Here is a 25,801-nt window from a genome sequence, read left to right as displayed (position 1 = left end):
TCGCCTGAGTCTTGAACCGGAAAACAGATGGGTGCATACTTATTGTTATAGTATAACATAACACTTAGAGGCATTATGAAACCCGCTATCCATCCTGCGTATCGCACCGTGGTTTTTCACGACACCAGCGCAGACGAATACTTCAAAGTCGGCTCAACCATTTCTACTGACCGGACCATTGAGCTGGAAGGCGCAACTTATCCGTATGTGACTATCGAAGTCTCTTCAGCGTCACATCCGTATTACACCGGCAAGCAGAAAGAGTATTCCAAAGAAGGCAGCACCGCGCGATTCAATCAGCGCTTTGGCAGCTTCCTCGGTAAGAAATAAACAACTCCAGGGAAAATGAAATGCAGGTTCTCAGTTCATTACGTTCAGCGAAAAACCGACATCCGGATTGCCGCGTAGTCCGTCGTAAAGGCCGGATTTATGTGATTTGTAAAAGTAATCCACGCTTCAAAGCGGTACAGGGTAAGAAGAAGAAACGTTAATATTTTCTGCTGGCCCGTTTACCCATAAAAACAAAAGCCCCGCCGCTTGCCCGACGGGGCTTTTTCTATGATTAAGACATGATGTAAACCTCCCCACAGCATAACCGTGAGGAGGGAAATCTTATTTCATGCTGGCGACAATCGTCTCAACGTTATGCTTGAAAGCTTTCACATAAGTCGTTGCCGGACCTTGCGGGCCTGACAATGCTTCCGGATACAACTCTCCACCCGGTTGCGCCCCGCTGGCAGCAGCAATCTGCTTAACCAGACGTGGATCGGTTTGGTTCTCGATGAAGTAAGTTTTCACTTTCTCTTCTTTAATCTGCTTAATCAGTGAAGCCACACCACTGGCGCTGGCTTCCGCTTCGGTAGAAAAACCGACCGGTGCCATAAAGCTGACGTTATATTCCTGACCGAAATAACCGAATGCGTCATGACTGGTCAGCACTTTACGTTTTGACTGAGGGATACCGGTGAATTCCGTTTTCGCCCAGGCATCCAGCTTTTGTAACTGCTCAATGTAAGCCGTGCCGCGCTGGCGGAAATAATCCGCATCTTCCGGATCGGCTTTGATTAACGCATTCATCACATTGGTCGCGTAAATCACCCCGTTCGCCATGCTGTTCCAGGCATGAGGATCGGTGATTTGCTTGCCGTCTTCTTCCATCTTGCGGGAATTAACGCCTTCAGATGCCGTTACCAGATGGCCTTTGTAGCCGGAAGCTTTCACAAGTCGATCAATCCATCCTTCCAGCCCCAAACCGCTGACAAACACAACGTCAGACGCATTGATGGCTTTGCTGTCTTTTGGTGAAGGTTCAAAACTGTGCGGATCACCATCCGGCCCGACTAACGTCGTTACTTTGACGTGTTCGCCCCCCACTTCCTGAACGATGTCACCCAGAATAGAAAAACTGGCTACCGCGTCGACGGTTTTCGCCATCGCCAGCGGGCTCGACAGCAGGGCAGCTACTGCGAGTGATACAGGTAATACTTTCATCATGTCCCCTTAATAGTGGTACTTCTTAACAACGCGAGGCCGTTAACATCCCGCCACGCTTTCCAAATAAAACTGAAATGAAGAAAATAACGGTCGCGCTAAGCACAATCGCCGGTCCTGCCGGCAACGACGCGTAATAAGACCAGATCAGCCCTACCACGCTGGCGATGACACCAATGATCATGGCACTCAGTAAGGTATGCGGTAAATCGCGCGCCCAGAAGCGTGCGCTGGCGGCAGGCAACATCATTAAACCGACTGACATCAGCGTGCCGAGGATCTGGAAACCGGCAACCAGATTGATGACGACCAGCGCCAGAAAAATACCGTGGATCGCTGCCAGCCATTTACCGGCGCTGACGCGAAGAAATAAGGAGTCGAAAGATTCAATCACCAGCGCGCGATAAATGCATGCCAGCACCAGCAATGACAGGCTGGTGATAATGCCGACCATAATCATGGCGGAAGAATCGATGGCCAGAATCGAGCCGAACAAAACGTGCAGAAGGTCGACGCTCGAGCCGCGCAGCGAAACCAGCGTGACGCCGAGCGCCAGCGAGCCGAGATAAAAACCGGCAAAACTGGCGTCTTCTTTAAGCTGCGTTCTGCGGCTCACCAGCCCGGATAACATGGCAACCGCCAGCCCTGCGATAAACCCGCCAATCCCCATTGCGACCAGCGACATGCCTGAAATCAGATAGCCGATAGCGGCACCGGGCAACACCGCGTGCGAAAGTGCATCGCCGACCAGGCTCATACGACGTAATAACAGGAAAACGCCCAGCGGCGTGGCGCTGATTGATAATGCGATACAAGCGATTAAGGCGCGGCGCATAAAACCAAATTCAATAAAGGGATCGGCCAGCAAATGAAAAAGCATCATGAATTTGCGACTCCCGCCGCCAGAGAGAAAGGTTCAGCCGAAACGCAGGCATGTGCCTGATGGGGGAAATGTCCGAGAACGTCGTGCGCACTTCCCCACAAATTCTGACTGGCACTGAGATAAAGCACGCGGGGAAAATGCCGGGCAACCATTGAGATGTCGTGTAAAACTGCAATCACGGTTTTACCTTCCTGATGCCACTGCGCAATGACTTTCAGCAGCAACTCAGTCGTCTGGCTGTCGATGCCGGTAAACGGCTCATCAAGCATAATTAACGGCGCCTGCTGAACCAGCAAACGCGCGAACAACGTGCGCTGCAACTGACCGCCGGAAAGCGAACCCACAGGAAGCTGTGACATTTCTGTCATGCCGACCGTATCCAACGCCTTTGCCACCGCCGCCGCAGACTGGCGGTCAATTCCGCCAAACAAACCGCTTTGCGGCCAGCAGCCCATGGCGACCAGATCAAAGACACTGATAGGAAATCCGCGATCCAGCTCAGCCTGCTGAGGTAAATACGCCAGCCGCGGACGTTTGCCGCCGGTAAATGTAATATCGCCCGCCACAGACTGTTGCAGCCCGGCGAGTGTTTTCAGAAACGTCGATTTCCCTGCGCCGTTCGCGCCGATAATGGCCGTCAGTGAACCACTTCGAAACTGCCCGTTCAGCGGCATGGCAACCGCATGCCGGTCATAACCGACTTCGACATTATTAACAAAAATCATGGTAGTGAAATCGCCCAATAAATCGCAGCCCATAAAACAACGAGCACAGCCAGTACAGCAACGCAGCGTACCGGCGAAGAAAGCGTAAAGAGTGTTTTAGTCATGGCCCCTCCAATCGTTACAATATAACATCACAAACCAGACTGTGGAGCAATACGTGAACTGTTTCAGTTTTTTACCGGCTGGAGGATTTCAGCAGGTGCCGCATCGCCGGGCTGCGGGTAAAAATGTCAGAAAAGGGTAAAAATTGATGTACTGACGGTAATTTTCATTACAATCAGAAAGTTATGAAGTTTCTGTCCGGGATTTTTTTTCACTGGTCAAAACACATCCTGTTAAAAATGTGCAATAATGAAAAGGTAAGTGAGTAAGAGGTAATTACTGTTGAAGAAAATCATCCCTTACGATATTAATGAGAAAATTCTATCTCCTCAGGAACTGCAACAGATAATTGAATGCACTTTATCTGAAATTGAAGCACCGTTAATTGGGGATTTACGTTATTTCTCAGAAAATGCGCAGTATGAGCCGAATTCTTTGCAAATCGTGTCAATAACACAAATTGACAAAAACTATTATTCAATGACTTACCGTTTCCGCTGGACAGTCTTCAATGGCTGCCTGGACATTAATGCCGAAGAGTTCATGACGCAAAGTGTCACATTCCATGTGAAGCCTGAGGGCCTGGAGTTTGATATTATTGAATTGAACAATGGAACGACGGCCGACGAATTGTAAGTTTGAGTAATACGTTTGCACAGCTTTCTGAAAATGAATTATATTTAAATTACTGGCTGTATATAAATTGAGTAAACCTCCGCTCAAAGACATTGTCCAATGTAAGGGTCTTTGAAATTTTAGTAAGTTCATAGCGTTTGTAGTGAGAGCCGTTTCCTGTAAGCCACCAAGTTTTGTTGTTTACTCACAGAGTGTTATCAACACCGAATAAACCATTACGGAGGGGATGATATGGATGAGTACTCGCCTAAGCGGCACGATATCGCTCAGTTACGCTACCTGAATGAAATGCTGTACGATGAAGGAATTGCGACACTGGGTGACAGTCACCATGGCTGGGTCAACGACCCGACTTCGGCTGTAAACCTGCAGCTCAATGAACTGATTGAACACATTGCGTCTTTCGTGATGAGTTTTAAAATTAAGTATCCAGACGATACCCATTTAAGTGACCTGGTTGAAGAGTATCTGGATGATACCTACACCCTGTTCAGTAATTATGGAATTAACGATTCTGACTTACGCCAATGGCAGAAAACCAAGAAGCGACTATTCAGAATGTTCTCAGGGGACTACATCTGTACCCTGATGAAGACTTGAGTAATAATTTATATGCAGTCATCAGATAAAAATGAAAAGGCGAAGATGAACAAAATCGACTATTTGATGCGTTTAAGAAAATGCACCACTATTGATACACTTGAACGTGTTATTGAAAAAAATAAGTACGAACTTTCCGACGATGAACTCGAATTGTTTTACTCGGCGGCAGACCATCGTTTAGCGGAGCTGACGATGAACAAGCTGTACGATAAAATCCCGGTATCCGTTTGGAAGTTTGTACGTTGATCGATAAAGTTGGGTCGAAATAACTTTCGGCCCAACGCTTATTATTTATACAAAATAACGTTAGCGTTATTTAACAATTTCTTTCAGATAATTCTCTCTGTTTTCTGTTTTCTGTTTGATCTGGTTGTGAAATGTCTGCAAAAGAAACTGAAAACATTGTTCGGTTTTCGGTGATCTCAATGGCGCGGGTTTACGCATCATCGCTACCGTGCGGCTTAATGTCGGCTGTTGCAAATGAATCACTGTTAATTCGTTATCAGTGAGCGTTGCAGTATATAACTCCGGTAATATTGCCACCGCCAGTCGCGAACGCACTAAACCATACAATGTTTCCTGAAAATCCACACGATAACCCACATGCAAATTCAGACGATGGCTTTCAATAAGCGACGTCACCAGCCTGCTCACATTTCCCTTTGAAAACATAGCAATATCCCTTTTTGCCAGTTGCCGCCACGGAATATTATGCCCTTCTGCCAGCGCATCATCGCACCGCATCACTGCCACAAAAGGATCCTCAAGCAGAGGATAAATCGCAACAGAACCCGGCACCGTACTGTCGGTTGCTCCGATACCAAAATCCACGGAACCATTCTCAAGTTCCAGTAATAAAGCATCGTTTGTCAGGTCGTGGAATTCCACACGCATATCAGGGAAATATTCGGATAATAATTGCGGCACCGCCGGAAATAACAATGTACTGACCGATGGCACAAGCCCGATACGCAAAGTCCCATCGCCACCCTGCCGCATAATTTGCTGCATATCATCGAATACGCCATGCGCCGTATTCAATAAGCGCTCTGCATATGGCAAAACCGCTTCGCCCTGCTCTGTCAGACTTACGCCCTGCGCGGTCCGGTGCAGCAACTTTCCGCCCAGCACCGATTCAATTTGCCGCAGCGCGCTGCTCAGCGCGGGCTGACTGATTGCGAGTCGGTTCGCCGTTTCTGTAAAACTACGCAACTGTGCGAGCGTGACAAAATACTGGATTTGCTTGAGCGAGAGTGCAGGCAACCGGCGCCAGGGTTCAGACATATTTGCAGCCATTCCGCGAAAAATAGAAAACGTTTGCTCAGCATAACCGCATCTTATAGACGGATAAAATAATTCATCTGTGCAAAGCCGTTTCCTCTGCCTACATTAGCCCGATAACACTGCAAATCCGGATACACAAATGACCGATAACATCGCTTCTGCTTCCCTGCGCCAGCGGGCTGTGAACGCTGCATTAGGGAAAATCCCTTTCGACCGCCTTCTGATAAATGCAAAAGTCATCGATATGGTGACGGGAGAAATTCGCGAAGCCGACGTCGGGATCACCGGCAATATGATTGCCAGCGTTCATCCGCGAGGAAAATTCGCACAGGCCAGCAACGTTGATGATTTATCCGGACATTATCTGTCACCGGGCTTTATCGATACACATGTCCACATTGAAAGCTCACACCTGCCGCCGGAAAAATACGCGGAAATCGTCGTCGCTCAGGGCACCACTACCGTGTTCTGGGATCCGCATGAACTGGCAAATGTGCTGGGTGTACCGGGCGTTCAGTACGCCGTTCAGGCCAGCCGGAATTTGCCCTTGCGGGTGATTTGCGCGGCGCCTTCCAGCGTGCCGTCAACGCCGGGGCTGGAAATGTCCGGCGCTGATTTCAAAGGTCAGGAAATGCAGACCATGCTGGGCTGGCCAGAGGTGGCGGGCGTTGCCGAAGTCATGGACATGTACGGCGTGCTCAACGGCAGCGAGAGAATGCTTGAGATCCTCGATGCCGGGCTTAAAAGCGGCAAGCTCATTGAAGGCCACGCGCGTGGTCTGAAAGACGAGCAACTCCAGGCGTATCTGGCGGCGGGCGTCACTTCCGATCACGAACTGACTTCCGCAGAAGATGCTCTCGAAAAATTGCGCGCCGGTCTGACGCTTCAGATCCGTGGGTCACACCCTTATCTTTTGCCGGATATCGCCGCCGCGTTGCTCGCGCTCCCGCATTTGTCCTCGCAAATTACATTGTGTACCGATGATGTCCCGCCAGACCAATTGCTGGAAAAAGGCGGACTTATCGCACTGATTAAACTGCTGATCTCTTACGGTTTACGCGTGGAAGACGTTTTGCGAATGGCCACATTCAATGCGGCTATCCGGATGAAACGTTCAGATTTAGGGCTGATCGCCGCAGGCCGTACCGCTGACATTATCGCTTTCGATTCACTTGAAAACCTGCATCCGGAAGCCGTGTACGTTGCCGGCGTTCGCGTTGCCAGAAACGGCAAACTTCTGTTTATTCCCGCCGCAGCCAGCGGCGTGGTTCCTCCCCGCGATACGATGCAACTTAAGCCGCTCAGCGAAGATGATTTCCGCCTGAAAATTCCTGGGCTGAACAACGGTAAGGCACGTCTGCGTAATATCAAAGGTGCGCGGTTCACACAGTGGAGCGAAGTCACGGTCAGCGTACAGGACGGCGCCGTTCAGCTTCCGGATGGCTTCAGCCTGATTTGGGTTCAGCACCGCCACGGCCGGCACGACGCAACGCCAAAAATGGCTCTGCTTGAAGGTTGGGGAGAATTGCGCGGTGCGATTGCTACGTCTTACTCGCACGATTCACACAATCTGGTGGTAATCGGCCGTGAACCCGCCGACATGATGCTGGCGGCAAACCAGCTTATCACCAGCGGCGGCGGCATGGCCCTGAGTCAGCACGGCAAGCTTCTGGCCAAAATTGAGATGCCAATTGCCGGAATGCTCTCCGACTTACCCGCAGAGCAGCTGGCAAAAGAATTTAAAAATCTGCGCGAACTCAGCGCACAGGTCGCTGACTGGGAGCCGCCTTATCGTGTCTTCAAAGCCATCGAAGGCACCTGTCTGGCGTGTAATGCAGGGCCACACTTAACAGACTTAGGCCTGACCGACGGTGGTTTACGTGAAATCGTCGATCCGGTTCTGGAAATCTGGCCGGATAACGTCTGAGTCGTTCTCAGCGCTAAAACACAAAAATGATAGCAAACACAACATTATAAAAAGCATTTCCAGGGGAGTTTGTATGAGTGAAAGTTCGGTAAAAAATGTTGCACCTGCGACTGAAGGCGGCTGGCTGGAACGCCGCTTTCAGTTACGTCAGCGCCAGACCAAAGTCAAAACGGAATGTCTGGCCGGAATAACCGGATTTCTGGCCGCGGCGTATCTGCTGGTCGTTATCCCGGGGTTGCTGGCGGTGGGCGGAATGGATAAAGGCGCGGCTACTACGGGCGTGATTGTAGTGTTTGTTCTCGGTTCTTTGCTGATGGCCTTTTACGCCAACCTGCCGTTTATGGTCGGCCCGGGAATTGGTGGCTCGGTTCTGGTCGGCATTACGCTGGCTGGGGACGGCGTCACCTGGCCGGTCGCGCTGGGTATCGCCTGCTGGTCTGGAATTTTGTTTTTTATCATGACCGTGTTCGGCCTGCGCGAAATTGTCACCCGCTCGGTTCCGCAGTCGATTAAATTAGGGCTGACGGCGTCCATCGGGATTTTTGTCGCCCTTCTCGGCTTTCGTAATGCCGGGCTGGTGATGGCGAACGCAAAGACATCGGCTCTCGGATTGGGTGATTTTACTGCACCGGGTGCGATGATTGCCCTGCTTGGATTGCTGGTTGCCATCGGATTACAGGCGAGAAAAGTACCGGGTGCCATTCTGTGGGCCATTTTACTGGCGACAGTTGCGGGTATTCCGTTCGGCGTCACGCATCTGCCTGAACACTGGCTTTCCCTGCCACACTCTGTCGCACCGCTTTTCGGTAAAGTTGATCTGGCAGGCGCAATCAATATCGCTTTCCTGCCGTTCCTGTTTATCTTTTTTGCATCTGAATTCTTTTCAACGATGGGCACTACGCTGGCCGTCGGCGGCGAGGCCGGATTGCTGGATGAACATGGCAACATGAAACACATCAACCGGCCCTTCATGGTGGATTCCATTGCTGCCGCACTGGGGCCGGTTGTCGGCATTCCTGCGGCGACGGCGCTGATTGAATCTTCCGCCGCAGCCGAAGCGGGTGGCAAAACCGGTCTGACGGCGCTGGCCGCGGCGGTCATGTTCCTGCTGATGCTGTTATTCACGCCGGTCGCGCTGATGATCCCCAAGGAAGCTACGGCGCCAGCGCTGATTTTGATCGGCCTGAATATGTTCAGTAATCTGAGAAAAGTTGATCTGGGCAATTTCACCGATGCGTTACCGGTGCTGATGATGGTCATGATCACGCTGATTTCGAACAGCTTCGGTACCGGTATTGCCGGCGGCTTACTGTTTTACATGATCATTAAAATCGTGGCCGGAAAAGGGCGCGAAGTCCCGCTGGGGTTGTATATTCTGGCTGTTCCGCTGGTGTACTACTTCGCCACGCTGGTGCATCACTGATTTCATTTCACCCAATAACGGGCGCGGAAATACCGTGCCTGTTATTTTCAGGCAGAACAAAGTTTATCTTGATGAGTGAACGGGATTGCAGAAGAGGTAAAACGGAAGGCCCTGAAATTGGTGGAGGCCCTGCCATCAGCCATTAGTACTAAATTGTGTAGGTTAATCAATTAGTTATCATTGTAGTACTACAACAGTACTGTACCACTCTCGATAGTACCGTCCAGCACAAAATCTTGCAAGCTAACGTGTCGGGGGAAGTAGGATGAGAGTCATAACATTTACATTGAGCACCAGCATGACGGTAGCCTATGTAAAATAATGGGAGTCCACATTTATCTGATATGCGTTAAGCGAATGCTAAATCTTGAATTGGATGAAAGCGTACGAAAAGGACGGCTCAAAGACATCTTTAACAGGCAATGCCGCCATATGCTTTGCTTACTTCATGATGACTTTCCCCGCAAGCTCTTAAAATAATAAGTGCATTCCGCATTAGTGCCTCACTGCGTTCAGGTTCAAACCATTCACCGTTGAATTTACCGCCATGAAAGAGGTTGTTCCTTACACGACGTATCAGGATTAAAATTTTTTTTGCGATGATTTTTTCTTCAATGGGAGTCTGATCCCAGGCAAGCACACCGTCATTAACTACCTGTTTTTTGGGAGGGAAATTTAAAAAATATTCGATTGCAGCTTTAAGCTCAGGATCTTCTGGTGACTCAAAGACATGAGTAACCGCCATAGCGTACATATCCCAGTTTGCTTTAGCATCTCTGGTATTGAATCGAAAACCGGTGGCTTTTAGACAGTACTCATAACGTGCAAACTCTCGGAAAAACTCATAACACAGATTGTCTATCATCGAGATTTCCTAGTTGGTTAATATCCGCTCAAACTTATAATATCCTAACGGTATAGATAGCAAGATAACATATTAAATAAATTTCACTTTAGTAATGACATCGAATGAAATATTAGTCAACACACGAAACTAAGCAGTGTTGCACTCTCATAACTTTTGTTCGGTAAAAATTTAAAAGGGGCGATTAAGCCCCTCTTGGGCTACTTCTTGTCTTTTGGTGGACAAGGATCGTTGCCGTGAGAATCTTTTTTCGCAATCTTGCCATCCTTGTTATGGATCACAAGCTCACTTTTTTGATTTGTAGCAATCCCTCTTGCTGCGTCCACCGCAGATTGCTTTGTTGAGTGAACGGAGGTCGCTTTACTATTTCCTTCCCCTTTGACGGCCCAACCTTCATCATGAGGAACAACATGCTGATCTTTACCCATTATCGAACCCTCTATTTCTATGGAAAAATCAGCATATAGTGACATCAACAACCATTCAATACTACATATTGTGTTTAAGTTGATTTTCATCACAAAACATGGATAGATATCGAAAGGATTCTTTTACTACAAACTGTAAGTACCCTTCCTTAACCCTATACCTCTATATCTGTTCATAATCTGGCAGTGCTCGCATACTCTGCCCTTTATTACCCACTATTCTTCTGTTAGAGACGAGTTTTTAGCCACCTTTGCGATAGTAGCTCTTGAACAACCGATCAAAGCCTGGATTTTGCTCCAGCTTTTACCGTCAGACAGCAGTTCTTGTACTTTATGATGCAAGCTCTCATCGACTGGACGACCACGATACTTTTTCTCTTTCTTGGCCTTTTCAATACCCTGCTTTTGTCGTCTGCGGCGATCTTCATAGTCCTTGCGACTGATTGCCGCCAACATATCGAGCATCATAGAATTCATTGCTTCAAACATACGTGCGGTGAACTCATCCTGAACATGCAAAAGCTGATGGCTCGTAGGCAAATCTAACGATACAACTCTGATCCCTTTAGACTCGATCAGTCCTCGTAAGGTTTTCCAGTCCTCTGCGGTAAGCCTACTTATACGATCTATTTGCTCACAGAGAAGAATATCGCCACGTTCCGCGATATCTAAGAGTAAAAACAATTGAGGACGCTGTAGGCTTGCACCTGATTCATTTTCTTTAAAGTACTTGGATATTTTTAAATCATGTGAATGAGCAAATGCCTCCAACTCTTTCAATGCCCGATCCGCATCTTGCTCTTTCGTCGATGCTCTTAGATATGCCCATACACGCATGATAGTCACCATCAGTCTGTTTTATATGGTTCATTATATACAGTCTGTTTTATGTTGTAAAATCCATTTAATGAACCAGTTTGAATGAAGATCTGTGCAGGTCTGCTTGAGGTATACCCAAATGAGAACGGATAGCTGACGTCGTTCGTTACCCTTTTACACTCTCCCCGAATCATGAGTTGTCTCATAATCACCTAACTCTTCACCAATACGGATCGGGCAGCAACAGATGTACCAAAGACAGGCTTAGGCTACCTCTAAGGGTATTTCTCCCCTCTTTAAAGCTAAAAAGAAAAAGCACTGGATATAAAACCAGTTATTGATTATTGTATCCATGTTCACTTTTACAGCCTTTCTTGTTTTCAAAAATGGCTGTTGCCTTTACATTATCTCTATGTTTCTTTAGGACAATGTGAAATGTTATGGCTGAGTTACATGATGTTAAACCAAGAGAACAAGCGGGAAGAGACACTTTAGAACGATATAATGCTCAAATTAGAGCAGCAAGTATCGCATGCCTGTCCATATTGGAAGGCAAAGATGTTAAACGTGTCTTTTGCGAATTTCATGATGACTTTGTGATTGAAAAAGTCATTGCTAACGATATTCATTACACTTTTGTACAAGTCAAAACCAAAGAGAAGCTGCGTGAAATATGGAAACTTCGAGATGTATTTGGAATTTTAAAAAGAAAAAGCACAAAAAACCCGCAAACGGATGAAATGATCAGAGATAGTTTCATTGGGAAATTATTGCAGCATACAATTAATTTTGAGGACTCCTGCAAGGAAGTCGTCTTCCTTACAAATACTCATATTGATGAAGATATTGAGGATATTGTTAATGATATCTTATCTGACTCCTTTTCTAATACGCATTGCAGACTTATTATTGATTCATTTAACAACTGTTTTATATCAATTCAAGATGGTAAGAAAACCCTAGATATTGATGCAATAAAACACAATCTCAAGAAATTAAAGTTTGAAACCGATGTTGAATATATTAAAAGTAAACATGAAACATTCGAGATACTTGCAAAGGAAAAAATATTTAAATTCAGTGAAATAGAATTATCACATATAGAAGCGAAGGAAATATTATTCTCTCTGTTGTCTCTTGTAAATACAAAATCTAGTGTGAAAATCAACAATTGCTCAAGGGAAAACCTTGAAATATATTCTGGCATAGGTATTGATGATCTTTTGGAGGTACTTAGTATCTCGAAGCGTGCTTATTATGAATTTTTAGATAATGGGGATGAACATGCCCTTAAATCAGCATCTGTAATTGAGAGACTATTGAGAAAGGCAGGAGCTAGCGACGTCGAAATAGATTTTTTCACAAGATGTAAGATAAAATGGGATCAGTGGTTAAGAAATAACAGACATATAATATCTGAGTTGGATTACATTACAATTGACAGAGAGATCAACTCAACTCTAGATAAATTGACATTTATGCATGGAAATTTATTTTTAGCAAGTTTAAGAGACTTCATTAATGAATTACATGATTCATTACATGTAAATAATTTACTTCACTCTTTAGACAAAGAGGCTTTGACTGGAAGTCTTTTTGCCAGGTTAGTTGAGCGTTCAAAATGAATTACGATGAATTTTTCGATATTGTATCTAACAAAGAAATCAGAATCGATATCAAAGATATTGAAAAACAAGAGAGCGTAGGATTAAATAATGAGGCCCTATTCCAACTGCCATTGATAGCTCTCATAATACTTCTTTTATCTAAAAACAGAGTAAAACCCCGGGCAAGTGAAGTTGGTAGTTTGGTGGGTAAACTTTTAGAAGATGTTATGCTGGGATTCAAAGGATCATCACAACTACTTGGATGGTCTGCAAATCTTAGAATACGTACAGTCACTGCTTTAAATTTCCTTGAATCTGTACAATTAATCATAGTTGATGAGAATAATAAGAAGTTGAATATTACTAAGTTAGGAAAAAAAGTAATTGATAAGGCATTTTCATATGAAACTGATTTATCTTATAATCTCGCATTAATAGAAAGATCATATAGAAATTACTGTGTTGATTCAAAATTGGACGGTGAGATATTATGAAGCTGCTAAGTATAAAAATTAAGGGTAGGGATATTGTTGGACTTGAGTCCGAAGAACTCACTTTTGGCAAACATATTACTGAATTTTATGGGCCTAATGGATGCGGAAAAACACCATTACTGCAATCTATCGCTTATTGTCTAGGATATCCATGTAAGTTTAGAGATGATATTTATAAGCTATGTAAATCTGCGATTCTTACATTTACTATAGCTAATGACACTCTTCGGGCCACTAGAGACTTTGAACATACTGAGTTCATTTTAACCTTAGAAAGCAAGAAAGAAACATTAAAATTTCACAATCAAGCTGATTACTCTAAATATATAATGGAAAGGCTATCATTAGCTTACCCATCACTTCTTACAACGCAGAATAAACAGTCATATCCTTATTTATCGACTATTCTCCCTATATTCTACCTAGATCAAGACTTAGGCTATTCAAAATTTTATTACTCACCAAGTAATTTTATAAAAGATCAATTTTCCGAAATGCTACGGATAATATTTTCCCTACCTGAGAAACACTCATTCGATGCAAAAAAGAAGGCAATTAACATCACAGAGGAAATTAAATATTTAGATAACTCACTAGCAGTTCAAAGACGAGATATTGAAATAGCTAAAGATGCTCATAATGACAAAAATATAGAATCAATTGATGACTCAATCAACAACTTAAAGAATGAATTAACTCAATTAAAAAACAGTAAATCATTAAAGAATGACTCTCTTTTTAGCATAGAAGAAATCATAAAAAAACAAAAAGAAAACCTAAGGGAATTGAATTCTGAATTAAATTTCATGGAAAGAAGGGAGTCATCGTTAATACAAATAATGAAAGAAATAAACACAGAAATTAACACGTTAAATCTAAATGAAGAAGCGAAGAGAATATTTCGCTCTTTTGAGGAGATTTGTCCATCAGTTGATTGTAAAATGTTTTCTCGTAGTTCTGAAAGTTATGCTAAACATCTTTTATATCTTAAAGACCAAATCAAGGATATTGAAAGGAGTTTAAATTTAGATAGTAATCGGCATGACAAAATTAAACAAGAAATACATTATTCCAGTAAAACCATTGAAGATCTAAATACGTTAAGAAACAATATTATAGAGGAAGAAGATATATCCTCGGTAATTGATGCCATCTCAGAAATAACATCCATGCTCTTTAAGCTGCAATTAGATAAAAGTGAATTAAACAAAATAGCGATCCTTGAGGATAAGTATGTCGGAATGCTTAATAAGCGTGAAAATGCATTAGATAAATTAGCTGGCCTCGATAAAAATAGACAATTAATTCCAAGACTGGCTAAAGTTAAAACTACATTAAGAGATAAATTCATCAACTGGCTCAAAGTGCTAAAAACTCCAAATATTGATTTTAATGTTACATTTGAAAATGACTTCAACCCTATCATGGGTTATGAAACACTAGAGCAATTAAAAGGAAGTACTAAAGTAAGAGCAATACTTGCATATCGCAGTGCATTAATCGAAAGCATGCTTGAAATGGATAACAAGTCTTTTATGTTTGCGATATTTGACACTCCAAAACAGCACGAAATACATTATGAAGATATAGATAACTTCGTCATCAATTTGAAGGGGCTATCTGAAAAATACGATTTTCAATTTATCTTTTCATCAACAGAATACAAATACTCAGGTGATAAAAACGACACTCTATTAACTCCAAAATACCCTGGAGAACAGCATGATATGTTTTTAATGCGATATTGACAGATAATTAACCCATGCTTATTTTTAGTGTATGGGTTATATCCCCTCTCTTGTTTTTATTATTAAAAAACTGGAGAATAATAACTAATAGCAACAAAGGACTGTTTCTTTGACTAATTATCTCTACCCCAAATAGATCCGCTTTATATTTTTTTCAAATAATATCAGAGTACGATACTGACATCTTGTAGCGGTACTGACCCATACTACTCCCCTTGCACGCCCCAAACGCCCCATTCCTTCAAGTACTGCAATAATTCAGCATCAAATACGCCTGATACGATAACTTTTGGACAGTACTTTATGATGTTCTTCAGCAGTACCGGGAAGCTTTTTCTATAGAATTGAGTACTGAACAAAATTTCATCAATCTTAATCGCTTCAAATATAGTACTAACACCAGACTGTACATTCCCAACACCAAGATAATTAAGGAAAAGTGCATTGCTACCATGTGAAAGTGATTTCAGTACTGGATGCTTCCCCCCTGCTCTTTTTTTATGTCTTCCTCTGAGATCAGAAACTTAACGTATGGCATTGATTTCAATAAAGTCTGAATGTATGCATCATGCTTCAAAATCAATGCAGTACTGGAATCAATACTGAGAGAACAAAATAGCTTATTCTTTATGAAAAATGCTTTGCTATTAGTAATAAAATGTATTATATCAATTAGATAAGCTCGTTTTTCGTGAATAGCCCAGTCCTGCATCATTTCAGCAGGTGTTGGCCTGAGTTAGTTTTGCCCACCTCTCTGGAATCTAGTCAATACTTCTACCCCTAACAACTTCTGATCTGTGGTCATTACGGGTTGTGCAAAGTATTGAGTAAGCATCTCTGGCTATCCTTACTTTAATGTACTGATGTCTGATTCTATTAGGAATATCAGCTAAAAACTAATGCGGATAAAAAACACTTTACTTTTAATATGTGTATGTAATCCCTTAAACTTTACATTTCGATAATAGCTAGCCTATGTTTATATTATTCGACACGTTTAAGACCAGTAACATTAGCACAATCGAGATTCCTATGTGGTGATATACACGTTTCTGATATCAGTGGAGCAAGGCAATTCAGAGGAAAGGCCTTATACATTATATTGGTATCTGATTTAGTCATAGAAAACTACAAATGGCTAAACTTAAATCAGAAACGTAAAAACTCTAGTTCTTCGATTATGTTTGAACTCGCTGCTTTATGAAAAAAGGCCGCTTTCGCGACCTTTGCTAGTACAGACATTTATTGAGAACGATCAAGTACCATGTACGCTGGCTGACACATGCTGCCGCGTTCTTGTAGCCAGTAGTAATCAAGAGCAGCAACCCTGTCATTCAGCCCTGAATCCACACGGTTGATCTGTACCCGTAGACCTACAGTGTCTTTATAGGACAGACCTGATTTAACAATGTATTTGTACTTAACCCCGCTTTCTTCTTCAAATGACCTGAGATAAGGGGTAATTTGCTTCTGAATTTCTTTCAAACAAATAACTTTATTGCCAATAACAAAGGGCTTTTCGATTTTCCCGTCCGGTACTGCCGCTATTGACGAAACAGAGCAACAAAATAGCAGTGCTGCTATAGAAGCCTTTTTCATTTTAATCTTCCTTATTGAAGGGTAGTACTTAATACTTCACCAGTATCAGCATTGAACGTACAGGAGTACTCAATATTTTTAAATGCACCAAAACCGTTTTGAGCTTGTGCTCTGTGCCCGTATAGAGTGACTAATTTCTTGTCTTTGTCGTACCAGTTATATGAAGAGAATTTTGGTTCACTAATTCCATCAGTCCATTTAAACTGGTACTGAGCAGATTTTTCTACAGCTACCTTACAAATATAATCTCCTGCTTTATGTTTCGAAGCGTAGCAATGAGCATCATCGAGACATTTAGCTTCTTCCTCTTTCGCTTTCCGTTCTTTTTCAGCAGCAAGAGCGGCATCCTGAGCGGCTTTTTCTGCTGCTTTAATACGCTGCTCTTCTGCGAAATTCGCATAATCAGCTACATTCGAAATATTATTTTCACGAGCAACAGAAAACTCTTTACCGTCTTTAAAACCAAGTTTTTGTGCTCTGGCTTCATCGCTTGAGGATCTGGCAATACTCGCCACAACAGCAAGCACAATGATCAGTACAGGAACCGTATAATTATTAACGAGTTTATAGGGTAAGTACTTAGCCCGTAGAGTACCGGCACCCACAACAGCCCAGCCGATCGCGGCAGTACTTGCCAGTAACTGGCACAATCCAGCGACGGAAAGCATTACGACCGACCAGAAGCCAGTACCAGCGGCGAAGAAATCACCAAACTTTTCCAGTGCCGCCAGACAAAGAAAGACTCCCCAAAGTCCATAGATTATCAGTTGTACAACTCTCACAGTCTTATCACTCCCGTTAGCTTCTTTCAGGCCAAAAGTACGGACTGAAACCATCCGTTTTCAAGCTATCAAGAGTAACACGTACACCCAATAACGATCGATATTAACGATCAATATAAAGGAAATTAATCGTTATAAACTATCAATATCTATTAATTCAATACAAATCAATAGGTAAAAACGATCAAGTGGATTCGTAGAACATGAAAAAGGCTATGTATCTGATTTCAATACGGGGAGTACTGGCGATTCCATCACGTAAACGCTCTTAAAGAGTCGCTACGGCGTTTTATGGGGTTTTGTGCGTCAGGTATGTCAGTAATGAACATCGCGTTCAGGGGCTTCCTGTGCGTTTTGTCGGAAACACCATCATGGAGGGGAATTGATCGGATCGGGTTCGCTTCGCTCTGAGCAGTACTGACAGGGCTTTTCCAGTAACTGAAACAGCAGATACCCCACTAAGTACAAAAAGGAATTATTTGTAGAATAAGTAATTAAATAACAATCAGTTATGTACTTACTGACAGAACAAAAAACGCGATTGGTTCGCTCTGCCAGTGACTGAAAGGAACGCAGCAGTAGAACCGAATCCAGCGAACAGTACACGCAAAGCGGGTGCTGTTTAAATGTTTTATCTATATAAACAATGGGATAGCCATCAAGTGCTCACTACGTGAGCACTCTCACTAACTACCCGAAACAGTTCGCTTGCTTCGCCGCTCCTGCTTTCAGGTAGTTAATTCGCATTCGCTCTTTGTGATGTCGGAAATTTATTACCTAAGGATTTATAAGGTATTATTTTTCGGACATTTGCTGTATGTGGTGGTGTTTCCGACAGGGAAGCAGAGCTATTTCTGTTTCTTTTTTGCTGCTTTTTCGTACTTCTCGTACATGGCTGCCCTTTCCTCAGTACTGAGATCGTCGTTGGCAGTACTTGCAAGGAACGCTTTGAATGCATCATGACCAAGCTCCGGGTTAGCTTTCGCCCAACGTCTGAAACGCGTTGCTTTAGTGTCATCAAGAGTGAAACGCTTTTCCTTGTTCGTTGAGCCTTGCGGCCTGCCTCTCTGCCCTTGTTCGTCATCATCAATACCGAGATCTATGTACTCAATATTGTCCGTAAGATAGCTGGCCTGCCATTCATCAAAAACATAGACTATCTGCGTTTTAGTACTGTTGAAATCCCTGGAAATCCCTCGTAGTACGAACTGGTGTAGACTTTCGTACTCTCTTGCGAGGTGTATCGCCTCGCCGTCAATCTCAAAGAACAATTCACACTGTTTAGCTTCTGTTTCAGAGGGACGCATACAAGCCAACCAAACGCACGTGAGCAAATGTTGGTACTGGTTGAATCCTCTGGCATCCGGGCTTATCTCTGTGCCGTTCTTGAGGCTCTTAGAATCGCTTTTGTTCTTCGTCCAGTAGAAGTCTTGCCCGCCAAGTCTGGTATCGAGGAAATCGTATATTCTTTGTACTTTATCAGGGTTGTTAGTTTTCCATGTCCTTGATAGTTTATGATTTTTTGAGAAGTAATAAACCTTTAATCTGTCTTTGAGATCTGTTTTTCGTGTCAGTAATCCTTCAAGTTCAGTACTTTCAAAGAGTTCTTTATTGCCTTTATAGATCAATGAATTTTCGAAATTAGCTCCGAGAAAGGTGATTGATACGTCTTTGTACTTATTGAGATCTTTCCATGCTGTGATATTAAGCTGTTCCTTTTCCGCATCAGTAAAGTACTCATTATTCATTATAAAATGATCATTATCATTCAATACTGAAAGTTGATTTGAAATGTTCTTTACTACATCGCCCTTTACTTCTGGATTTCTTTCAGCCGCAATATACATATTTCTGTCATCTAATGACTGTACTTTATGGATTAAAACATGACGGATAACGTTTTTTATTTCTGGACTACCTTCATTTATGTTCTGGAAAGAGTGAAAATTAGTCACATCGTCAATATAAACATTCCAGTTAGATAACAATTCACGAGGGATTTTGAAAAACGTTTTATCTGTTATGAGTAATGTTTTATTACTTCCAGATGAAAGATATTCAACAACTGAACTAATAACGCTTTCATCTTTTGGTACTGTATCCGTAATAATATACTCGCAATTATTGATTTGCTTTGCTGTCTGCTTAATAAGTTCTTGAGTGTTCTGTACTAATATATATTTTTCACTACTATTATTGATTATGTTACATATTGCTGTCGTTTTCCCTGAGCCACATTCAGCAGATACGTACTTAAACTTATTATAAATAGGTGTAGGATTAATCATTTGCTCACGCTCCATATTGATTAATTTAGAAAGGCCGATTCGTTACAGTGAATCGGCCTTTCGTCGTTTTAGTTATTAGTATTTAGGAGTTGCGAGTACTTCAAGGTTGTGCACATCGACAATAGACAGAAGCTGCTTTGCTGCTTCGTATCCTATGGGAAGTTTCATTACCAATGTTGAGTACATAATGAACTTAACTTCGTTATCTTCTATATCGACTTCTGTTATGTCGCCATGGTCAATATTTAGGCCACGATAACAAATCTCGTTGCCCTTCAGATAGATTGTGTGAATCCTTCATAACCTTGATACCGATCCAAAACCTGAATGTAGGCTTTAGCTTCGGTTTTCTTACGTTGGACGGTGACATCGAACTCTGCTAACTCTGAGAATAACCGATTGATTTCGCTAACAACTACTGCTGACACCTTACTGTTTTTCTTTGACATTTTTTTACCTCTCTAAATTAAAAGTCATCTCATGGTTAACCTCCTACGGCTGATGATTTGCTCGAATGACTACATGTTAACGGGCAAAAATGGCTCAATCAAGGAATAGTTGCAACTTTTTCTTGACAATTCCATCGCTATTAAAATTTAAAAGTCATATATGATTTTGACACTATCTTTGTACTTTATAACTGATACATCCTTCGATGGCTTTGCGAGTATATTTGTACTTTTTTACTGATACATTCATTAATTATTTCAAAGGTACTATTGTACATTCGAAGTGGTACATAAATTTATGAAGCCATATAATTAGATGGAATACTGGGTTACAAAAGATAAAAATAACAAAAAACCAATGCAATCACGTTAGCTTGCAAGATTTTGTGCTGGACGGTACTATCGAGAGTGGTACAGTACTGTTGTAGTACTACAATGATAACTAATTGATTAACCTACACAATTTAGTACTAATGGCTGATGGCAGGGCCTCCACCAATTTGTATCTAAGTACTTAATAAGTAATGATTAAAGTACTGAAATCCCGCCTCCATAGCCTTAGTGGTACAAAAACTGTGTATCACCAGTAGGCTTCACGATGTCTCTTATGCTCTCCCGTCAATAAGCAGGCTCTTAGCAAAGAGGCTGCTTAGTACGAAATCAAATATGTTCCAATAGATCATATAGTCGCGACACAGTCACTGATTTCCCATATCTTCTGTATGTTATTGAATTATCTGCATGTCCTAAGAATGCAGCAGCATACTGCTCCACTACACCAGCATTTTTCAACTTAGTTGCAATGTGATGTCTCAGTGAATGAAACTCAGGAACGCCTAATTTTTTACGATAACCGCTAAACCAACGGGTGAAGTAATGGCTATATGACCCTTTGTAGTGGGTTAACAGGGGAAATAATCTTCCCTTTTGCTTCTGTACATATTCTAAAAAGCCTACATCTATCAATCCGTTATGAATGGGTATTGTTCGTTTACTGTTCTCTGTTTTAACCACCTGTCCTTCATAAGGATCATCTATCCTGATGCACCACCTCCCATCATTTTTGAATATATCGTTATGATATAGTTGGCAAATTTCGTTTGCCCTCATCCCTGTAAAACGGCCAAGTAAAACAATCCACCTCTTCCATTCAGGCAAAGTAGTGATCCCATTCTCAAGATGTTTAATCTGAAAATCTGTATATGCCTCTCGCTTTTGGGATACTGGCTCACGATCCTTCTGGAGCAATCCTTCAAAAGGGTTTTGAAAATCATAGTCAGTACGATGTTTCAGCCATCGGAAAAATCCGCTGATTTTCTTAACATATTTGTTCTTCGTTGGAATGGCGACATCTAGCCCGCGAATAAATTCAGCAGCCCTACTACGCTTAAGAACTTGATCAGTAAAGTTAAAGTACTTGCTAATACAGCGTTTGATAGAAGCGGCTTCCCTCTCGCAAACTTCAAGGCTTTTAAACTCTACATACTGTACAGCCTGTAATTTTAGCTCTTGGAATGGCAATTCTGATTGAGGGGTTTGGCTCATACCGATTGTAGGACTGACAGTTTCAGTAATCAGCCAAGGGCGATCTGCAAAGCGTAACGATCGCTTTGTCGCTTCAGTCTTTGAACGAGTACCTAACGAACGACGAAACTCACGGCGTTTACCACAGGGTAAAACGTTAACTTTACGGTAATACCAGATCCCATGACGGGAGAGCATAAGAGACATCGTGAAGCCTACTGGTGATACACAGTTTTTGTACCACTAAGGCTATGGAGGCGGGATTTCAGTACTTTAATCATTACTTATTAAGTACTTAGATACAAATTGGTGGAGGCCCTGCCAGCTACATCCCGGCACACACGACACCTGCCATGGCTGCTTCCTTCCGGACCTGACCGAGTTAACAAGTTAGTGTTGCGGGAGAACCAACAGGGCCCCCATTGTCGTTGTTGGCTCCGGGTCTCTGCACAAGAGAATCGAAGCGGTGGGCATTATCTGTGATGACCAGAGCAAAAGCAAGTTAACCGCCGACAACCGTTGTTTTCTTAAACAATACGCCTCAATCAGGCCGGACAGAACCCCGATTTTTACGTCATACTGTCCGGCAAACACTGAGGAGGATGTCATGTCGGAACCCGATAACTTTCGCCAGCGCGTATTCCAGATTATCGCCGCCATCCCAACCGGACAAGTCACTACGTACGGTAACGTGGCGCAGCTCGCAGGATCTCCGCGTGCGGCACGTCAGGTCGGCGGCGTACTCAAGAAACTTCCGGAAGGCAGCACCCTTCCCTGGCATCGCGTGATTAACCGTCACGGCGAGATTTCCCTGCAAGGCGAAGATTTTAAACGTCAGCGTCAGGCGTTACTGGCTGAAGGGATTGTTTTTAAGAAAGGCAAAGTCGATTTAGAGAAATACGGCTGGAAATGGTAGAACTGCGCCCATAAAAAAGCACCGCCGAAGCGGTGCCTGAGTGCGCAGACAGCCTTTACATCAGTAAGTTGACTGTGATGGCACTGCGCTGATCGGTGCCGGCGAAGTGCCCAGCCCAGGATTAGACGGGTTGCTCAGCGGACCTGAAGCATCCGGCTTGGTGGCAACCGGTACGGCGACAACCGGCACAAGTTGCAGATCGGCACGGGTGCCCTGACCATGGTTAATCACTTCCTTAATGCTGTCCGTGACGAAGGTCATCTGACCATTAACGGTCACCGCTGCGCTCAGCAGAACGCGGGCATTTGGCGCAATTTCCTGCGGGTTATACGGCAGGATGAACGTAAACGGCGCCTGTTTACCCTGGGTTCTTGCGACTTTCTGTGAAATCACGCGCGAAGGCGCATCCGCCAGAGACGCATCAGACAATGTGACGGTCAGAACCGCATCAGGCGGTAAAGCCACTCGCTGATTGATAAACACGCTACCAGACACATTTGGGCCGGTGATCGCAGGTTCGGTCGACGGACTGGCCGCCGTATTAACAGGGGGCTGTTGCGCTGGGTCCTGGTGGTGCGGTGCGCACCCGGCAAGAGTCAGAGACAGCGCGGTTCCACCTACTATCTGCCAAAGTTTCATTGATCGTACTCCCTTTTTATTAGTCGCTTGTCGACAAGCTGTAATAAACGCCGACGATGAATTTAGTGACTTTAACCAGCTTACCTATTAATCATGGCACAAAAATCTGAAGTTTTCCTCCCGACGACAAAACAGGGCTTCTGAGCATCAGGAAGATCCACTATGATTAACAGGTTAGACCTGTGCCGGAGACCGCGTTTTTTTTCCGCCCGGCATGCATCAACCGGTAACTTTCATGAGGCCACTATGAGTCAGGCATTAAAAAATCTGCTGGATCTTTTAGATCTGGAAAAAATCGAAGAAGGGCTATTTCGTGGTCAAAGTGAAGATCTGGGTTTACGTCAGGTCTTTGGTGGTCAGGTTGTCGGTCAGGCGCTGTATGCCGCCAAACAAACCGTACCGGTCGATCGTGGTATTCACTCGTTTCACAGTTACTTTTTGCGTCCGGGCGACAGCAGCAAACCGATTATTTATGACGTTGAAATCCTGCGCGATGGCAACAGTTTCAGCGCCCGTCGGGTGAAAGCCGTTCAGCACGGCAAGCCAATTTTTTATATGACGGCTTCTTTCCAGAGTCAGGAAGAAGGTTTTGAGCACCAGAATACGATGCCGGACGTGCCACCACCGGAATCACTGGTGTCAGAATCCGATATTGCTAAAAATCTGGCGCACCTTATTCCGGAAAAATTCCGCGAAAAATTCATCGGCCATAAGCCAATCGAGATGCGCCCGGTGAAATTCCATAACCCGCTGAAAGGCAGTGTTGAAGAGCCGCACCGCGCCGTGTGGTTCCGCGCGAACGGCGAAATGCCTGACGATCTGCGGATCCATCAGTATTTGCTGGGCTACGCGTCTGATTTCAATTTCCTGCCCACCGCGCTGCAACCTCACGGCATTGGCTTCCTGGAGCCGGGAATGCAGGTGGCGACCATCGACCATTCGATGTGGTTCCACCGCCCTTTCCGCATGGACGACTGGCTGCTGTACGCCGTTGAAAGCACCTCAGCTTCCGGCGCCCGCGGTTTTGTTCGCGGCCAGTTCTATACGCGTGAAGGGGTTTTAGTGGCCTCTACGGTGCAGGAAGGCGTGATCCGCCAAAGACCGGTCGAGTAACCTCGCTTTTCACAAAAAGCAGACATAAAAAAAGGGGCGATAGTGATATCGCCCCTTCTGTTTTTTCATCTTTATTATTTTGTACTGCTTAATTAGAGAGTTAGCGCACTACTTTCTCTGAAATCAGCTTACTGGTTGTAAGCATTCTCGCCGTGGCTGTTCACGTCCAGACCTTCACGTTCCTGCTCTTCAGGAACACGCAGACCTACAATCATGTCAGCCACTTTGTAACCGATGAAGGCCACAACGCCAGACCAGACCAGCGTAACGCAGACGCTGAAGAACTGAACCCAGACCTGATGGCCCATGGTGACGCCTTCTGCATAACCCACACCACCCAGAGAGCTGGAAGTGAATACGCCAGTCAGCAGACAACCTACGATACCGCACACGCCGTGAACACCGAAAACGTCACAGGTATCATCCACACGCAGCCATTTTTTGAGGGTAACCACACCCCAAAGACCGGTGATGCCGCCTACCAGACCGATAATCAGAGCACCGCCCACGCCGACAGTACCGCACGCCGGGGTGATAGCAACCAGACCTGCGATAGCACCGGAGCTTGCGCCCAGCAGAGAAGGCTTACCGCGAACCATCCACTCAACCAGCGTCCAGGACAGGATTGCACCTGCGGTCGCAATAACGGTGTTGAGGAATGCCAGGGCTGCAATGGAGCTCGCCGCACTTGCAGAACCCGCGTTGAAACCAAACCAGCCCACGTACAGGATTGAAGCGCCGGTGAAGACCATCGGCAGGTTGTGTGGTTTGAACGCTTCTTTACCAAAGCCTGCGCGTTTGCCCAGCAGATATGCACCCACCAGACCTGCGATAGCGGCGTTGATGTGAACAACCGTACCACCCGCGAAGTCCAGCGCGCCATCAGCCGCCAGGAAGCCGCCAGCCCAGACCATGTGAGCCATCGGGATGTAAGAGAAGGTCAGCCAGATCACAGTGAAAATCAGCACCGCAGAGAAACGAACACGTTCAGCGATACCGCCCACAATCAGCGCTACAGTGATGCAGGCGAATGAGCATTGGAACGCAACGTGAATCATCTGGGAGAAGGTGCCCGTGACAGAATCCAGGCCGATGCCTTTCATCATCACATTGCTGAAGCCGCCGAAGAAGGCGTTACCTTCACTGAATGCGAGGCTGTAGCCATAAAGGATCCACAGAACACAAACCAGCGCGAAGGTCACGATAACCTGAGTCAGCATGGACAAAACGTTCTTAGAACGCAGTAAGCCGCCGTAGAACAATGCCACGCCAGGTACGGTCATAAACAGTACCAAGGCAGTACAGATCATCATAAATGCGTTGTCAGCGCCGTTTGCGGCTGCCGGTGCTGCTGCCATGGCAAGCGAAGGCAGCAATGCAACCGCGCCAAGCCCCATCATGGATAAAAGTTTTTTCATTATTAACCCACCCCTGTTTCTCAAAACTGTTTTTTCTA

26 protein-coding genes and 1 other RNA gene are annotated in these 25,801 nt (G+C 44.4%); 12 read left to right on the top strand and 15 right to left on the bottom strand.

Annotated features, from left to right (window positions below; genetic code table 11):
- Nucleotides 1-75 precede the first annotated feature (75 nt).
- Nucleotides 76-330: a type B 50S ribosomal protein L31 gene (locus KWG64_RS00270; RefSeq protein ID WP_101075513.1), complete on the top strand. Its 255-nt coding sequence runs from the start codon at nt 76-78 to the stop codon at nt 328-330.
- Nucleotides 331-350: 20 nt separating this feature from the next.
- Nucleotides 351-491 carry a type B 50S ribosomal protein L36 gene (gene ykgO, locus KWG64_RS00265; RefSeq protein WP_095924976.1) on the top strand — a complete coding sequence of 47 codons (141 nt, stop codon included), beginning with the start codon at nt 351-353 and terminating at the stop codon, nt 489-491.
- Nucleotides 492-612: 121 nt separating this feature from the next.
- Here ykgO and KWG64_RS00260 read toward each other — a convergent pair whose 3' ends face one another.
- Genes KWG64_RS00260 through KWG64_RS00250 form a run of 3 tightly spaced genes read right to left on the bottom strand, consistent with a single transcriptional unit; the run spans nt 613 to nt 3,099 of the window.
- Nucleotides 613-1,491 (bottom strand): metal ABC transporter substrate-binding protein, encoded by an 879-nt coding sequence (locus KWG64_RS00260; RefSeq protein WP_195823634.1) that lies wholly within the window; start codon nt 1,489-1,491, stop codon nt 613-615.
- A 25-nt stretch (nt 1,492-1,516) separates the two neighbouring features.
- A complete protein-coding gene (locus tag KWG64_RS00255) occupies nt 1,517-2,374 on the bottom strand; it encodes a metal ABC transporter permease (RefSeq protein ID WP_195814290.1) in 858 nt (285 codons plus the stop codon).
- Nucleotides 2,371-3,099: a metal ABC transporter ATP-binding protein gene (locus KWG64_RS00250; RefSeq protein ID WP_218520609.1), complete on the bottom strand. Its 729-nt coding sequence runs from the start codon at nt 3,097-3,099 to the stop codon at nt 2,371-2,373. Before KWG64_RS00250 ends, KWG64_RS00255 begins: the two co-directional genes overlap by 4 nt.
- Before the next feature lie 384 nt (nt 3,100-3,483).
- Between KWG64_RS00250 and KWG64_RS00245 the strand changes: the two genes are divergently transcribed.
- The 3 genes from KWG64_RS00245 to KWG64_RS00235 all read left to right on the top strand — a co-directional run bounded on the left by KWG64_RS00245 (nt 3,484) and on the right by KWG64_RS00235 (nt 4,686).
- Nucleotides 3,484-3,837, top strand: coding sequence for a hypothetical protein (locus tag KWG64_RS00245; RefSeq protein ID WP_218520608.1), 354 nt, complete (start codon nt 3,484-3,486; stop codon nt 3,835-3,837).
- A gap of 231 nt (nt 3,838-4,068) precedes the next feature.
- Nucleotides 4,069-4,437, top strand: a complete 369-nt coding sequence (gene tomB, locus KWG64_RS00240) for an Hha toxicity modulator TomB (protein ID WP_104923047.1) — start codon at nt 4,069-4,071, stop codon at nt 4,435-4,437.
- A 45-nt stretch (nt 4,438-4,482) separates the two neighbouring features.
- The gene (locus tag KWG64_RS00235) at nt 4,483-4,686 is read left to right on the top strand and encodes an HHA domain-containing protein (RefSeq protein WP_013576617.1); all 204 of its coding nucleotides are present in this window, start codon (nt 4,483-4,485) and stop codon (nt 4,684-4,686) included.
- Nucleotides 4,687-4,752: 66 nt separating this feature from the next.
- Here the strand turns inward: KWG64_RS00235 and KWG64_RS00230 are convergent, their stop codons facing one another.
- Complete coding sequence (locus KWG64_RS00230; protein ID WP_218520607.1) at nt 4,753-5,724, bottom strand: LysR family transcriptional regulator; 972 nt, start codon at nt 5,722-5,724, stop codon at nt 4,753-4,755.
- A gap of 139 nt (nt 5,725-5,863) precedes the next feature.
- Here KWG64_RS00230 and KWG64_RS00225 point away from each other — a divergent pair, with 139 nt between their 5' ends.
- Nucleotides 5,864-7,651, top strand: a complete 1,788-nt coding sequence (locus KWG64_RS00225; RefSeq protein WP_218520606.1) for an adenine deaminase — start codon at nt 5,864-5,866, stop codon at nt 7,649-7,651.
- Nucleotides 7,652-7,724: 73 nt separating this feature from the next.
- Entirely contained in the window at nt 7,725-9,074 is a 1,350-nt protein-coding gene (locus KWG64_RS00220) for an NCS2 family permease (protein WP_218520605.1), read from the top strand.
- A gap of 412 nt (nt 9,075-9,486) precedes the next feature.
- Here the strand turns inward: KWG64_RS00220 and KWG64_RS00215 are convergent, their stop codons facing one another.
- The 3 genes from KWG64_RS00215 to KWG64_RS00205 all read right to left on the bottom strand — a co-directional run bounded on the left by KWG64_RS00215 (nt 9,487) and on the right by KWG64_RS00205 (nt 11,204).
- Nucleotides 9,487-9,939, bottom strand: a complete 453-nt coding sequence (locus tag KWG64_RS00215) for a hypothetical protein (RefSeq protein WP_000566735.1) — start codon at nt 9,937-9,939, stop codon at nt 9,487-9,489.
- Nucleotides 9,940-10,139: 200 nt separating this feature from the next.
- Nucleotides 10,140-10,367, bottom strand: coding sequence for a DUF2188 domain-containing protein (locus KWG64_RS00210; RefSeq protein ID WP_218520976.1), 228 nt, complete (start codon nt 10,365-10,367; stop codon nt 10,140-10,142).
- A 216-nt stretch (nt 10,368-10,583) separates the two neighbouring features.
- Nucleotides 10,584-11,204, bottom strand: coding sequence for a recombinase family protein (locus KWG64_RS00205; protein WP_218520604.1), 621 nt, complete (start codon nt 11,202-11,204; stop codon nt 10,584-10,586).
- A gap of 422 nt (nt 11,205-11,626) precedes the next feature.
- Between KWG64_RS00205 and KWG64_RS00200 the strand changes: the two genes are divergently transcribed.
- The 3 genes from KWG64_RS00200 to KWG64_RS00190 are packed head-to-tail and all read left to right on the top strand — an operon-like array spanning nt 11,627 to nt 15,035.
- Nucleotides 11,627-12,811, top strand: coding sequence for a dsDNA nuclease domain-containing protein (locus tag KWG64_RS00200; protein WP_218520603.1), 1,185 nt, complete (start codon nt 11,627-11,629; stop codon nt 12,809-12,811).
- A complete protein-coding gene (locus tag KWG64_RS00195; protein ID WP_218520602.1) occupies nt 12,808-13,287 on the top strand; it encodes a hypothetical protein in 480 nt (159 codons plus the stop codon). The genes KWG64_RS00200 and KWG64_RS00195 overlap by 4 nt, the downstream gene beginning before the upstream one ends.
- Nucleotides 13,284-15,035: an AAA family ATPase gene (locus KWG64_RS00190; RefSeq protein ID WP_218520601.1), complete on the top strand. Its 1,752-nt coding sequence runs from the start codon at nt 13,284-13,286 to the stop codon at nt 15,033-15,035. Before KWG64_RS00195 ends, KWG64_RS00190 begins: the two co-directional genes overlap by 4 nt.
- Nucleotides 15,036-16,277: 1,242 nt before the next feature.
- Here the strand turns inward: KWG64_RS00190 and KWG64_RS00185 are convergent.
- From KWG64_RS00185 to ffs, 6 genes are all read right to left on the bottom strand, one after another.
- Entirely contained in the window at nt 16,278-16,634 is a 357-nt protein-coding gene (locus KWG64_RS00185) for a hypothetical protein (protein WP_218520600.1), read from the bottom strand.
- 11 nt (nt 16,635-16,645) lie between these two features.
- On the bottom strand, nt 16,646-17,470 hold the full coding sequence (locus KWG64_RS00180) for a hypothetical protein (protein ID WP_255562056.1): 825 nt from the start codon (nt 17,468-17,470) through the stop codon (nt 16,646-16,648).
- Nucleotides 17,471-18,264: 794 nt separating this feature from the next.
- Nucleotides 18,265-19,704, bottom strand: coding sequence for a type III restriction endonuclease subunit R (locus KWG64_RS00175; protein WP_218520599.1), 1,440 nt, complete (start codon nt 19,702-19,704; stop codon nt 18,265-18,267).
- A gap of 275 nt (nt 19,705-19,979) precedes the next feature.
- Complete coding sequence (locus KWG64_RS00170; protein WP_218520598.1) at nt 19,980-20,153, bottom strand: hypothetical protein; 174 nt, start codon at nt 20,151-20,153, stop codon at nt 19,980-19,982.
- 660 nt (nt 20,154-20,813) lie between these two features.
- Nucleotides 20,814-21,884: a site-specific integrase gene (locus KWG64_RS00165; RefSeq protein WP_218520597.1), complete on the bottom strand. Its 1,071-nt coding sequence runs from the start codon at nt 21,882-21,884 to the stop codon at nt 20,814-20,816.
- 109 nt (nt 21,885-21,993) lie between these two features.
- Nucleotides 21,994-22,090, bottom strand: an RNA gene (gene ffs, locus KWG64_RS00160) — signal recognition particle sRNA small type.
- A 194-nt stretch (nt 22,091-22,284) separates the two neighbouring features.
- Between ffs and KWG64_RS00155 the strand changes: the two genes are divergently transcribed.
- Nucleotides 22,285-22,593, top strand: a complete 309-nt coding sequence (locus tag KWG64_RS00155; RefSeq protein WP_101075504.1) for an MGMT family protein — start codon at nt 22,285-22,287, stop codon at nt 22,591-22,593.
- A 60-nt stretch (nt 22,594-22,653) separates the two neighbouring features.
- On the opposite strand, the gene KWG64_RS00150 is transcribed toward KWG64_RS00155, so the two are convergent.
- A complete protein-coding gene (locus KWG64_RS00150; RefSeq protein ID WP_195823639.1) occupies nt 22,654-23,232 on the bottom strand; it encodes a YbaY family lipoprotein in 579 nt (192 codons plus the stop codon).
- Between the two features lie 246 nt (nt 23,233-23,478).
- Between KWG64_RS00150 and tesB the strand changes: the two genes are divergently transcribed.
- Nucleotides 23,479-24,345 (top strand): acyl-CoA thioesterase II, encoded by an 867-nt coding sequence (gene tesB, locus KWG64_RS00145; RefSeq protein ID WP_165059308.1) that lies wholly within the window; start codon nt 23,479-23,481, stop codon nt 24,343-24,345.
- Nucleotides 24,346-24,473: 128 nt separating this feature from the next.
- Here the strand turns inward: tesB and amtB are convergent, their stop codons facing one another.
- A complete protein-coding gene (gene amtB, locus KWG64_RS00140) occupies nt 24,474-25,763 on the bottom strand; it encodes an ammonium transporter AmtB (protein ID WP_101075501.1) in 1,290 nt (429 codons plus the stop codon).
- Between the last annotated feature and the right edge of the window lie 38 nt (nt 25,764-25,801).

The sequence above is a fragment of the Rahnella sp. PD12R genome (genome assembly GCF_019200965.1).
In the GTDB taxonomy this organism is placed as follows: Bacteria; Pseudomonadota; Gammaproteobacteria; order Enterobacterales; family Enterobacteriaceae; genus Rahnella; species Rahnella laticis.
This window is presented reverse-complemented; position numbering and strand designations above follow the sequence as displayed.

What these genes read in the sequence shown, in the direction of transcription:
- KWG64_RS00270 (WP_101075513.1), top strand. Translation starts at nt 76, where the DNA reads ATGAAACCCGCTATCCATCCTGCGTATCGCACCGTGGTTTTTCACGAC.
- ykgO (WP_095924976.1), top strand. Translation starts at nt 351, where the DNA reads ATGCAGGTTCTCAGTTCATTACGTTCAGCGAAAAACCGACATCCGGAT.
- KWG64_RS00260 (WP_195823634.1), bottom strand. Translation starts at nt 1,491, where the DNA reads ATGAAAGTATTACCTGTATCACTCGCAGTAGCTGCCCTGCTGTCGAGC.
- KWG64_RS00255 (WP_195814290.1), bottom strand. Translation starts at nt 2,374, where the DNA reads ATGATGCTTTTTCATTTGCTGGCCGATCCCTTTATTGAATTTGGTTTT.
- KWG64_RS00250 (WP_218520609.1), bottom strand. Translation starts at nt 3,099, where the DNA reads ATGATTTTTGTTAATAATGTCGAAGTCGGTTATGACCGGCATGCGGTT.
- tomB (WP_104923047.1), top strand. Translation starts at nt 4,069, where the DNA reads ATGGATGAGTACTCGCCTAAGCGGCACGATATCGCTCAGTTACGCTAC.
- KWG64_RS00235 (WP_013576617.1), top strand. Translation starts at nt 4,483, where the DNA reads ATGAACAAAATCGACTATTTGATGCGTTTAAGAAAATGCACCACTATT.
- KWG64_RS00230 (WP_218520607.1), bottom strand. Translation starts at nt 5,724, where the DNA reads ATGTCTGAACCCTGGCGCCGGTTGCCTGCACTCTCGCTCAAGCAAATC.
- KWG64_RS00225 (WP_218520606.1), top strand. Translation starts at nt 5,864, where the DNA reads ATGACCGATAACATCGCTTCTGCTTCCCTGCGCCAGCGGGCTGTGAAC.
- KWG64_RS00220 (WP_218520605.1), top strand. Translation starts at nt 7,725, where the DNA reads ATGAGTGAAAGTTCGGTAAAAAATGTTGCACCTGCGACTGAAGGCGGC.
- KWG64_RS00215 (WP_000566735.1), bottom strand. Translation starts at nt 9,939, where the DNA reads ATGATAGACAATCTGTGTTATGAGTTTTTCCGAGAGTTTGCACGTTAT.
- KWG64_RS00210 (WP_218520976.1), bottom strand. Translation starts at nt 10,367, where the DNA reads ATGGGTAAAGATCAGCATGTTGTTCCTCATGATGAAGGTTGGGCCGTC.
- KWG64_RS00205 (WP_218520604.1), bottom strand. Translation starts at nt 11,204, where the DNA reads ATGCGTGTATGGGCATATCTAAGAGCATCGACGAAAGAGCAAGATGCG.
- KWG64_RS00200 (WP_218520603.1), top strand. Translation starts at nt 11,627, where the DNA reads ATGGCTGAGTTACATGATGTTAAACCAAGAGAACAAGCGGGAAGAGAC.
- KWG64_RS00195 (WP_218520602.1), top strand. Translation starts at nt 12,808, where the DNA reads ATGAATTACGATGAATTTTTCGATATTGTATCTAACAAAGAAATCAGA.
- KWG64_RS00190 (WP_218520601.1), top strand. Translation starts at nt 13,284, where the DNA reads ATGAAGCTGCTAAGTATAAAAATTAAGGGTAGGGATATTGTTGGACTT.
- KWG64_RS00185 (WP_218520600.1), bottom strand. Translation starts at nt 16,634, where the DNA reads ATGAAAAAGGCTTCTATAGCAGCACTGCTATTTTGTTGCTCTGTTTCG.
- KWG64_RS00180 (WP_255562056.1), bottom strand. Translation starts at nt 17,470, where the DNA reads ATGGTTTCAGTCCGTACTTTTGGCCTGAAAGAAGCTAACGGGAGTGAT.
- KWG64_RS00175 (WP_218520599.1), bottom strand. Translation starts at nt 19,704, where the DNA reads ATGATTAATCCTACACCTATTTATAATAAGTTTAAGTACGTATCTGCT.
- KWG64_RS00170 (WP_218520598.1), bottom strand. Translation starts at nt 20,153, where the DNA reads ATGTCAAAGAAAAACAGTAAGGTGTCAGCAGTAGTTGTTAGCGAAATC.
- KWG64_RS00165 (WP_218520597.1), bottom strand. Translation starts at nt 21,884, where the DNA reads ATGTCTCTTATGCTCTCCCGTCATGGGATCTGGTATTACCGTAAAGTT.
- KWG64_RS00155 (WP_101075504.1), top strand. Translation starts at nt 22,285, where the DNA reads ATGTCGGAACCCGATAACTTTCGCCAGCGCGTATTCCAGATTATCGCC.
- KWG64_RS00150 (WP_195823639.1), bottom strand. Translation starts at nt 23,232, where the DNA reads ATGAAACTTTGGCAGATAGTAGGTGGAACCGCGCTGTCTCTGACTCTT.
- tesB (WP_165059308.1), top strand. Translation starts at nt 23,479, where the DNA reads ATGAGTCAGGCATTAAAAAATCTGCTGGATCTTTTAGATCTGGAAAAA.
- amtB (WP_101075501.1), bottom strand. Translation starts at nt 25,763, where the DNA reads ATGAAAAAACTTTTATCCATGATGGGGCTTGGCGCGGTTGCATTGCTG.